The organism is Actinomadura sp. KC06 (genome assembly GCF_004348735.1).
Taxonomy (GTDB): domain Bacteria; phylum Actinomycetota; class Actinomycetes; order Streptosporangiales; family Streptosporangiaceae; genus Spirillospora.
This window is the reverse complement of record NZ_SMKT01000239.1, coordinates 1-9,108: the sequence shown is the minus strand read 5'-3', so window position 1 is coordinate 9,108 and position 9,108 is coordinate 1. Positions and strand designations below refer to the sequence as shown.

The 9,108-nt window shown below is 73.5% G+C and carries 8 protein-coding genes and 1 pseudogene; 2 read left to right on the top strand and 7 right to left on the bottom strand.

Features of this window, described 5'->3' with window-relative positions; all coding sequences use genetic code 11:
- Positions 1-35: 35 nt before the first annotated feature.
- Positions 36-641, top strand: a complete 606-nt coding sequence (locus E1287_RS39815; RefSeq protein ID WP_243719758.1) for a hypothetical protein — start codon at positions 36-38, stop codon at positions 639-641.
- A 52-nt stretch (positions 642-693) separates the two neighbouring features.
- Positions 694-1,308 carry a hypothetical protein gene (locus E1287_RS39810; protein WP_131970751.1) on the top strand — a complete coding sequence of 205 codons (615 nt, stop codon included), beginning with the start codon at positions 694-696 and terminating at the stop codon, positions 1,306-1,308.
- 29 nt (positions 1,309-1,337) lie between these two features.
- Here E1287_RS39810 and E1287_RS39805 read toward each other — a convergent pair whose 3' ends face one another.
- The 7 genes and pseudogenes from E1287_RS39805 to E1287_RS44395 all read right to left on the bottom strand — a co-directional run.
- A complete protein-coding gene (locus E1287_RS39805) occupies positions 1,338-2,042 on the bottom strand; it encodes a 3-keto-5-aminohexanoate cleavage protein (protein WP_131970749.1) in 705 nt (234 codons plus the stop codon).
- Between the two features lie 24 nt (positions 2,043-2,066).
- Positions 2,067-4,049 carry a hypothetical protein gene (locus E1287_RS39800; RefSeq protein ID WP_131970747.1) on the bottom strand — a complete coding sequence of 661 codons (1,983 nt, stop codon included), beginning with the start codon at positions 4,047-4,049 and terminating at the stop codon, positions 2,067-2,069.
- 45 nt (positions 4,050-4,094) lie between these two features.
- On the bottom strand, positions 4,095-5,396 hold the full coding sequence (locus E1287_RS39795; RefSeq protein WP_131970745.1) for an adenylosuccinate synthetase: 1,302 nt from the start codon (positions 5,394-5,396) through the stop codon (positions 4,095-4,097).
- Positions 5,397-5,399: 3 nt separating this feature from the next.
- On the bottom strand, positions 5,400-6,371 hold the full coding sequence (locus tag E1287_RS39790; RefSeq protein ID WP_131970743.1) for a hypothetical protein: 972 nt from the start codon (positions 6,369-6,371) through the stop codon (positions 5,400-5,402).
- A 12-nt stretch (positions 6,372-6,383) separates the two neighbouring features.
- Positions 6,384-7,472: a molecular chaperone DnaJ gene (locus E1287_RS39785; RefSeq protein WP_243719757.1), complete on the bottom strand. Its 1,089-nt coding sequence runs from the start codon at positions 7,470-7,472 to the stop codon at positions 6,384-6,386.
- On the bottom strand, positions 7,469-8,302 hold the full coding sequence (locus E1287_RS39780; protein ID WP_131970741.1) for an NUDIX hydrolase: 834 nt from the start codon (positions 8,300-8,302) through the stop codon (positions 7,469-7,471). Before E1287_RS39780 ends, E1287_RS39785 begins: the two co-directional genes overlap by 4 nt.
- 214 nt (positions 8,303-8,516) lie before the next feature.
- Positions 8,517-9,108: pseudogene (locus E1287_RS44395) on the bottom strand (hypothetical protein); the annotation flags it as partial.

The window sequence follows — 9,108 nt, the reverse complement described above, 5'->3', positions numbered from 1 at the left end:
GGATGATCGCGCGGCGGGTGGGGGAGCGGTGGCCGATGGCGGCGGGCATGGCGGTGTCCGCGGTGGGCTACCTGCTGATCGCGGCGTGGCCGGCGGATCTGGCGAATGCCTCGTACGGGCCGCTGCCGAGGATGGACGTCGATCTCGTCGTGACCGGGCTCGGGCTCGGCCTCGTGATCGCGCCGGTGTCGTCGGCGGCGCTGGCGTTCGTCCCGGCGGCGCGGCACGGCGTCGCGTCGGCGGCCGTGGTGGTGGCGCGGATGATGGGGATGCTCCTCGGGATCTCCGCGCTGTCGGCGTGGGGCTTCCACCGCTTCCACGCGCTGACGGCCGATCTGAAGCCGCCGCTGCCGTTCCAGATGTCGAAGGACGAGTTCGCCCGGCAGCTCAAGGTCTACAACGCGGCCGTGGACGACGCGCTGCGCACCGAGTATCAGGAGATCTTCTGGATCACGGCCGGGCTGTGCGTTCTGGGTGCCGTCCTCGCGCTCGCCGCCGGGGGCCGGGATGCTCGCCAGGATCGGGATGATGGCCGAATTCGGCCATCAATCCGGCATACCGGGCGCGATCTGGGAAAGGATTCGGCCACAGGTCAGGTGCCGAGCGACGGACTCGGGAATATCCTGGGAAAAGACGGCTAAAGATGGCTGAGGGCCTCTTGCCGGGAGGGCACTCCCCGGGGAGGTGACGCAGATGCGCAGGTCCGGCATCGGCCGCGGAGGCACGCCGCTGGCCAGGGTCCGCCGGCGGCTCGGCCTGGAGCGCAACGAGCTGCGCCGCCGGGTCGACCGCGTGCAGCGGGCGATCGCCCTCGGACTGTTCGTGCTGCTGCTCGCGGTCGCGCCGCCGCTGACCGCATGGACCGTGTCCTGGTCCTACGACGCGGGCACCCGCGCCGAGAACGCCGAGCGGGAGAACCGCCGCCAGGTCGTCGCCACGGTCACCTCGACGGGCGGCATCGGCACATCCGGCGACCGGTACATCCACGAGACCGTCCAGGCGACCTGGCCGGGCGCGGACGGCAAGCCGCGCGCCGGGACGCTGCCGAGCTGGAAGAACGCCAAGGCCGGCGCGCAGCGGACGATCTGGGTCGACCGCGAGGGCGACCCGACCGTGCGTCCCCGCCCGCACAGCCGCACGGTGACCGACGCCGCCTACGCGGGGGCCGCGACCGTCCTCGCGTGCGCGGCGCCGGTGCTGCTCGCCTACGTCCTCGTCCGGCGGCGCTGCGACCGCCACCGCGACGAGCTGTGGGAGGCCGACTGGGAGCGGATGGACGCCGACGCCGGCCACAACCCCCGTTCCTGACGTCCAAGCGGGTTCGACAGCGACGCCGGTCAGGCGGCCAGCATGGCGCGGGCCGTCTGGATCAGGGCCGCGTTGTCGGCGGCGGGAGCTCCGTCGGGCAGGACGAGCGTGTCCTCCAGCCCGATGCGGACGTCCAGGTTCAGCCGGACGGCGAGCCGCAGGACGGGCCACGCGCCGCCCTCCTCCCCGTGCAGCAGCACCGGACGGCCGTGATCGGTGCCGAGATCGTGCAGGAGCGCCTTCGCCGTGCCGGTCGCGGTCTCCGGGTCGGGGTCGGTGACCTCGGCGAGGATCCGGAGCACGTGGTGGGCGTGCGGCCAGCGCAGGAACCGCTCGGCGCCGTCGGTGCCGGAGAAGATGCCGGCCTCGATGGCGACGCCGCGCTCGAAGAGCGCCTCGGCGACCAGGTCGGCGCCGTCCTCGTGGAAGTTCACCGAGGCGTGGTCGGGCGGCACCGTCCAGGAGCGGATCTTCGCGGCGCGCTGGACCGGGTCGGGGTCGGTCCACTCGCCGGTGGTCACGCCGACCTGGATCGAGGGGGTGGACTCGCGGACGGCGGCGACCGCCGCCGCGACGTGCGCCGGTTCGACGGTCTCGGCGCCCGAGTCGTCCCTCGGGTGAACGTGCGCGTCCTGCGCGCCGACGTCGACGGCGGCGCGGACCGCGGCGGCGATCTCCTCCGGCGAGACCGGGACGCCTTCGGTCCGTCTTCCGTTCGGGCAGACCTGGAGCATGGTTCCGATCATCTCAGGTGGGGGTCAGGGCGTGATGACGCAGGGTCCTCCGCCGCAGACGTCCACGACCCTGCCGGTGGCGAGGAACACCGCCTTCTGGCGGCGGGCGTCGGCGTTGCTGCGCGGGTCGGAGTGCGGGTCGCGGCCCTCCGTCGGGGGCGTGTTGGTCAGCGGCGGGGCGGGCGATCCGCTGTCCCAGACGACCATGGCGGAGCCGGCGTGGGACGAGCCGAACGTCGGGATGCCCCAGTAGGGCACCTTGTCAGGGTTGCGTCCGGGCGTGACGACGGGGGCGTGGACGCGGGCGCCGATCGTCCTGGCCTGGACGTCGGCGGCCACGGGCGCCACCTGGTGGTCGCCGAACGCGACGTGCATCAGGACGCGGTGCTTCGGCGTGCCGGGCAGCGGATCGTCCGTCATGTGCCGGGCGTATCCGTTGTTCTCGCCGCGGTCCCACAGCATCTGGATCAGCGAGAGGGCGATCTGCTGGTCGAGCTTGTCGGGGTAGAAGGCGTCGAGGATCTGCGCGAACTGGCCGAACGCTGAGCTGCGGTTGAGGAGCGTGCTGTAGTTCATCGCCGGGACGCCGAGGACCGCGCGGCGGATGTCGGGGGACACGGCGGTGAGCGCGCCGCCCATGATGCCGCCCTGGCTGTTGCCGTCGAAGGTCAGGTCGGCGCGGCGATCGATCAGGGACCTGCCCGCGTCGTTCTGGAACGCCTTGTGGCCTGCGAATCCTCGGGTCATGGCGCGTCCGAGGAAGGTGAAGTCGAGGAGGCTCTGCTGGGTGCGGTCGGCGACCGTCCGGAAGCGGGTGAGGTCGGTGAGCACGCCGGCGACGTTCGGGACGTCCTCGTCCGCCATGCCGATCCACTTGGTCGCGCAGAACATGAAGCCGTGCTCGGCGGCCATCGCCTTGACGTTGCCCGCGCCGACCTCGCCTTCGCTGCCGAGCAGGCCGTGCCCGTAGAGGGCGGGGCGCGCCGGTCTCGTGAACGCCGACCTCGGGATCTCGCACTGGAACGGGACCGCCTGCGTGTTGCCGGGCAGCCGCGCGGGCATGCCGTCCCGGCCGCGGTGGAGGGACGATCCGGGCGGGCCGCCGGGCAGGTTCAGGTAGCTCGGCGCCTGGACGACCCCCTTCACCTCGCGGGCGATCTTGTCGTCGACGTCGTCGGTCACCTGCGTCACGACGAACGAGGGCGAGCGGCGGCCGAGGTCGCGGAGCGCCTCGTCGCGCATGTGGAGCACGGGGCCGGTCAGGCTCTGGCGGCTCGCGACGGTGAAGTCCCAGGCCAGGTACAGGCCGTCACGGCTCACGCCGTGCCGTTCGAGTGCGGCGAGGACCTTGCGCTCCTGCCGCTGCCGCTCGGCGAGCGGGTCGTCGTCCGGCAGCCGCGGCCCGAGGATCTTCGCGAACGCGTCGTTCGGCTCGATCAGGTTCCCGGACGCGTCGCGCAAGTCGCGGAACGCGACCGCGTACCGGTGCCCCTCGCGGAAGTTCCGCGCCGGACGGACGATCAGCGCCTTCCGGTCATCGGGCGCGTTCGCGTCCAGCTCCGCCCAGTACGGCCAGCGCTCCCCGGTCGCGGTGTCCACGATGACGATCGGGGCGTCGCGGCCCAGCGACGCGCCGATGTCGGTGATCGGCGCCGCGCCGCTGCGCGCCAGGTCGACGCCCGGGACGCGGCTGAGCAGCGCCGAACCGGGCGAGAAGCCGTCCGCGCGGTTCCACTCGTCCGGCGAGATCGGCACGCCCAGCGCGTTCTTCACCGTCGCGCCCATGTGGACGCGGCGGCCCGTCGGGGTGCTGGCGTCGCGGACCGTGTACCAGTCGCTCGGGAACGGCAGCAGGCACGCGGCCGGGTCGATCGGGTCGCAGCCGTCGCCGCCCGTCTCGGCCGCCGCGGACGTCACGGCGGGCGGGACGGTCAGGAGGGCGAGGGACGCGACGACGGCCGCCGCTGCCGCCGTGAGGGCCGACAGGGTGCGCTGGGGGAGTCGCAACGCCCACCTCCGTGATGATCTGCGCCGTTCTGCGCGATCTTGGTCTCAGCGGAGGCTCACGTCAATGGGCGTCCGAAGGTGGCCAGCCCGTTTGCCGGCGGCGGTCGGGCCGTACGAGCGGAGCACGACCGGGGTCCGGAGGACGTCCTCGATCGTCTCCTCGGCGCGGCCGAGCGGCGCGTAGACGGGACGAGCGGCCGGCAGGCGGCGGGTGAGGGCGGCTTGGCGGTCCAGGTCGGGCGGCCCGGTCTCCAGGCGCCCGACCCGTCCTCCGTCGATCTCGTAGGCCAGGCAGACGCGCAGGTCTGGACGTGCCCCTGCGACGTCCAGGTGCGTGACCGCCAGGCCGTCCACGCCGCCCACCACGTCCAGGGCGTAGCGGAGCGCGACGGCGTCGAGGTGGCCGACGCGGAACGCGCCCTGCCAGCGGCCCGCGGCGTTGTGCGGGTCGGGCAGGTCCGCGGTCAGAGCCGGGTCCTCGGTGACGAACGGGCCGGGGCCGTGGCGGGTCGCGTACGCGCGCAGCACCCCCAGCCGCGTCGCGGACCCGGCCGCCTCGCCCGCCTCCGCCAGCAGCGTCTCCGCGTTGGCGAACGTGGTGGTCGACCAGGTCGTGTACGGGTGGAAGCCGTGCCACTCGTCCAGCAGGACGCCCTGGGCACCCTCGAACACCACGTTCCCGGCGCGGAGCAGGCGGCGGAGATGGTCGGCGCCGACGATCTCCACGCGGTTCGCGAACGCGGTGAAGGCGTCTGCGCAGGCGTCGACGTCCGGAACCTCCTCGCCGGACGGGCCGGACGGGAACTCGTCGTGGTACCAGTCGTGCAGCGCCGCCAGGCGGCGGCGCAGCCGTGCCGGGGACAGGCAGTCGCCGACGCGGGGCGCGTCGGCGTGCGCGAGGGCGTAGGAGACGGTCTCGCCGATGCCCATGCCGCACGACCCGTGGCGGGCCGCGCCGCGCGCGGACTCCCGCGCGCGGTTCGCGGCCCGGTGGTACGGCGTCGTCAGCAGCGCGTCGCGGTCGGCGGTGAGCCGGTCGAGCGCGTCCGCGACGCCGAGCGCCCGCAGATGATCGGCCTCGGCGGCGAGGGCCAGCGGGTCGACCAGCATGAACCGGGACAGGTGCGTCCGGACGCCGGGCGTGAACGTCCCCGACCCGAACTGGGCGAACGTGTGGTGCCGCCCGTCCGCCGCGACGACGTTGTGCGCCGCCTGCGCGCCGCCGTTGAACCGGACGACCGCGGCCACGGGGCCCTCCGCGCCGGCGAAGGGCGAGCAGAGGTGGTCGACGACCGTGCCCTTGCCCGCGTCCCCGAAGCCGAGGTCGACGACGATCACGTGTCCCATGGGCTAGAGCCGGGTCGTCCTGGACGGGCCCGGCGCGCCCAGCCCCGGCGGCGCGGACGACACGGCGACGGGCGCGCGGGACGCGTCCAGCCGGGCGAGGGCGCGCGACACCGAGGCGCCCGCGTCCGAACCGGCCTCCTCCAGGTGCTCCAGGCCCTCGTCCAGGTCGATGGCGTCCTCGCCGAGACCGACGGTCAGCGCGATCGTCTCGCAGACCGCGTCGAGATCGTCCAGGTAGAGGACGTTCTGGCCGAGCAGATCCCGCCAGAAGTCCTTCAGCTCGCGGCTCCCGGAGTGGTAGGCGCCCTCCGGGATGATGAAGTACACGTCGTACATCCGCTGCAGCTCGCGGACGAGGTCCGCGACCGGGACGTCCTCGTCCGGCTCGCCGCCGATCACGTTCGCGATCTCGCGCTTCTTGGCCTTCGGGTACGCCAGCTCGTCCCCGATCATGAACAGGTAGCCGCGCCGGCCGCGCTTCTCGAAGCAGTCGATCGCGGTGTGCCGGGCCATGAAGTACATGGCCAGCTCGTACGACTCGCGCATCTGGCCGCCGCCTCCGCCCTCCAGGAGGATCTTGCCCAGGTCGTCGTCCATCCGGTTGTCGGCCTCGAACTGGCCGATCTGGAGCGGCGCCCGGTCGCAGGTCGCGTCGCCGACCGCGCCGAACAGGATGTGCGGGTGCTCGGCGTACCCCTTGCGCAGCAGCAGCCCGAGCAGGTCGGGGAGCTTGGTCTGCAGCGTCCGCGGCACGGTCCCCATCGAGCCGGTCACGTCGAACAGGACGCCGATCGCGAGCGACTCGGGGTGGTCGTCCGAGTCCCGGCTCTCCCGGACGGTCACGCCGCGCGGGTCGAGGTCGGGGTGGACGGTGGTGGCGCCGCCGTCGGAGTAGGCGAACGCGCTGGCGCCGGTGGACGCGCGGTAGCTCGCGCGGGCGGTGTAGACGTCGGTGGACCAGTTTCCGCTTCCCATGACGGATCTCCTTCAGTGAACGGAGGGCAGGTGGAAGGGGCGGAAGCGCCGCTTGCCGTAGAGCCGCTCCAGCAGCTCGTCGAATTCGGCCAGCAGGCGCCAGGCGTCGGAGGGGCGCCGGTTCTGCGCCGGCAGCAGGCAGCCGCGGGCGAACGAGCGCATCGCCTTCGGGGCCTTGTCGCCCATCAGGTCGGTCATGCACCGGGTGGCCATGTACAGGTCGGTGGCGGCGCTCGCCGTCTGCCGTCCCGGCACCTCGGGCGGATACCAGTCCGCGTACCGGTCGACCATCGCGGGGACGCGGCCGGACGAGTCGACATTGGCGTAGCAGCCGGGCACGGAGTAGCACCAGTCGACCAGGACCAGGCCGTGCTTCTCCGGGTGGATCATCACGTGGTCGGGCAGGACGGCGCCGTGCAGGACGCCCGCGCGGTGCGCGAACCCCAGGCCGACCAGCAGCCGCCGCCACATCCAGGCCGCGTCGCGCGGGTCGACGCCGTCCGGGTACGCCTTCCCGACCTCGGTCAGGGTGTGGAACCCGTCCAGCACGGTGACCGCGTTGACCTGCCGCTGCGCGCCCGTCGACGCGTCCCTGTGCCGGAACGACTCGATGAGGCGCGGGACGTACGGCAGGAACTTGCCGTCGCCGTCCTTGGGGAGCTGCCGGAGCGCCACCGCCTCGCGTTCGAGCAGGTCGCTGTCGCGTGGATCGCGCGGCATCTTGAGCAGCACGTCGTGGCCGCCGGCCTCCCGGCGCGCCGCGTACAGCTCGGCCAGGTCCCCGCCGATCGGATCCCCGCCGGGGTCGGGGTCGGCGAGGCGGTAGGTGTGGCGGCGCGTCCTGATCAGCTTCGCGTCGTCGCGGGTGTACGTGCGCCACAGCGCGTTCAGCCGGACGAAGGCGTCGCGGGTGCGGCCGCCGGTCGCGTCCGGGTGGACGAGCCGGACCAGCCGCCGGTACCGCCGCGCCGCCTCGGCCTCGTCGTCCCCGAACAGGTCTGCCGGGACGCGGACGCGGTCGAGCCGCGCCAGCGCGTCGTCCAGCTCTCGCTCCCTCGGCCCTTCATCGTGTGGGGGGACCCCGCGGTTCGCTTCGCTCATCTGATCTCCTCCTCTCGCGAGGGCCGCAGCAGGGCCGGGTGCAGCAGGCGGGCGTCTCCGGCCCGGTAGAGCCGCGGCTTCGGGCCCCCGCGCCGCCCGCCCCGGTCGGACGTCTCGCCGGTGCTCTCCACGAACCCGGGCACCGACAGGACCTTCCGGTGGAAGTTGCCGGCGTGCAGCTCCTCGCCCCACACCGCCTCGTACACCGAGCGCAGCTCCGGGATCGTGAACTCGCCGCCGCAGAACGCCGTCGCGAGCGGGGTGTACTCCAGCTTTCCGCGCGCCCGCTCCAGCCCGTCCGACAGGATCCGCGCGTGGTCGAACGCCAGCCGGCGGGTCGTTCCGGGACGCTGGTCCCCGGACTCGGTGAGGCCGAGCGCGTCCACCGGCACCCAGGCCGCGTCGGCCGCGTCGCCGCCCGCCTCCGGGTCGGGCAGTTCCGGCGCGAACGCCAGGTAGGCGACGGAGATGACGCGCATGCGCGGGTCGCGGCCCGGGGAGCCGTAGGTGCCGAGCTGCTCCAGGTGCACGCGTCCGAGCACGCCGCCCTTGGCGCTGAGCCCGGTCTCCTCGGCGAGCTCGCGGACGGCCGCGTCCGGCAGGTCCTCCGCGTCGGTTCCCTGCAGCGGGCCGCCCGCCTGGACGAACCCGCCCGGCAGCGCCCACATCCCGGCGTACGGAGCGTTCCCGCGGCGCACCAGGAGCACGTGCAGCGCGCCGTCGCGGATGGTGAGGGCGACCACGTCCACCGTCACGGAGACCGGGTCGTAGTCGCGCGGGTCGTAGTTCGCGAGGAACTCGCTCTCGTCGTGCCCCGGATCCGGAGTCATCCCGCGCCCTCCCTGTCGATCTCGATCTGAGTAAGTCTCATCTTGAGTTCAACTCAAGTTGAGTACAACCTAGCTCGGACGGTGGCCGTGTGTCCAGTCCGTATGCGGCCAGAGACGAAGAGCGGGCGCCGCTCCCGGTGGGAGCGGCGCCCGCTATGTTCGGCGAAACCTTACAAAGCCGATTTTTCGGGAACCAGCCTCAGCGGTCGCCCGTTCAGCGGCGGTGGCGCCCGCCGTGGGGCGGCGGCTCCTCGGGCTCCCCGTCACGCGGACGTCCGCTCTCGCGGCGATCTTGCTGGTAGGAGCCGGAGCCGTACGGATCCGCGCCGTAAGGGTCGGAACCGTAGGACCCCGAACCGTACGGCCCGGACGGGTAGGGCCCGGAGTCGGACCCCCCGGAGTCGTAGGGCCCCGAGTCGTACGGTCCTGACGAACTCGGCGGACCCGACTGGTGGGGACCGGAGTCGTACGGCCCGGACGGGTAGGCGCCGGAGGCGAACGGGTCCGTGCCGCCGAACAGGTCCGTGGACGTGTCGCGCGTGTCGCGCGACTCGTACCCGCCGGACGCGCCCGACCCCGGTGTGTACGGAGGTGGCGACTCGCGGGGATCGGCGTCGCGTGAGAACTGGCCGGACGTGTGCCGTCCCGAGTACCGCCCGGTCGGGTAGGGGCTCTCCGGCGCGCCCGGACGCTGCTCGCCCGGCCACCCCCCGGACGAGTGCGGCCCCGGGTACTCGCCGGTCGGCGACCCGGCCCGTCCGCCGCCGGGCGGGTACGGGGAGGTCTGCCCGTACCCGCCCGGCGGC

Bases quoted from the DNA above. Each gene is read 5' to 3' on its own strand.
- E1287_RS39810 (WP_131970751.1), top strand. From the start codon at position 694: ATGCGCAGGTCCGGCATCGGCCGCGGAGGCACGCCGCTGGCCAGGGTC.
- E1287_RS39805 (WP_131970749.1), bottom strand. From the start codon at position 2,042: ATGCTCCAGGTCTGCCCGAACGGAAGACGGACCGAAGGCGTCCCGGTC.
- E1287_RS39790 (WP_131970743.1), bottom strand. From the start codon at position 6,371: ATGGGAAGCGGAAACTGGTCCACCGACGTCTACACCGCCCGCGCGAGC.
- E1287_RS39795 (WP_131970745.1), bottom strand. From the start codon at position 5,396: ATGGGACACGTGATCGTCGTCGACCTCGGCTTCGGGGACGCGGGCAAG.
- E1287_RS39815 (WP_243719758.1), top strand. From the start codon at position 36: ATGGCGGCGGGCATGGCGGTGTCCGCGGTGGGCTACCTGCTGATCGCG.
- E1287_RS39780 (WP_131970741.1), bottom strand. From the start codon at position 8,302: ATGACTCCGGATCCGGGGCACGACGAGAGCGAGTTCCTCGCGAACTAC.
- E1287_RS39785 (WP_243719757.1), bottom strand. From the start codon at position 7,472: ATGAGCGAAGCGAACCGCGGGGTCCCCCCACACGATGAAGGGCCGAGG.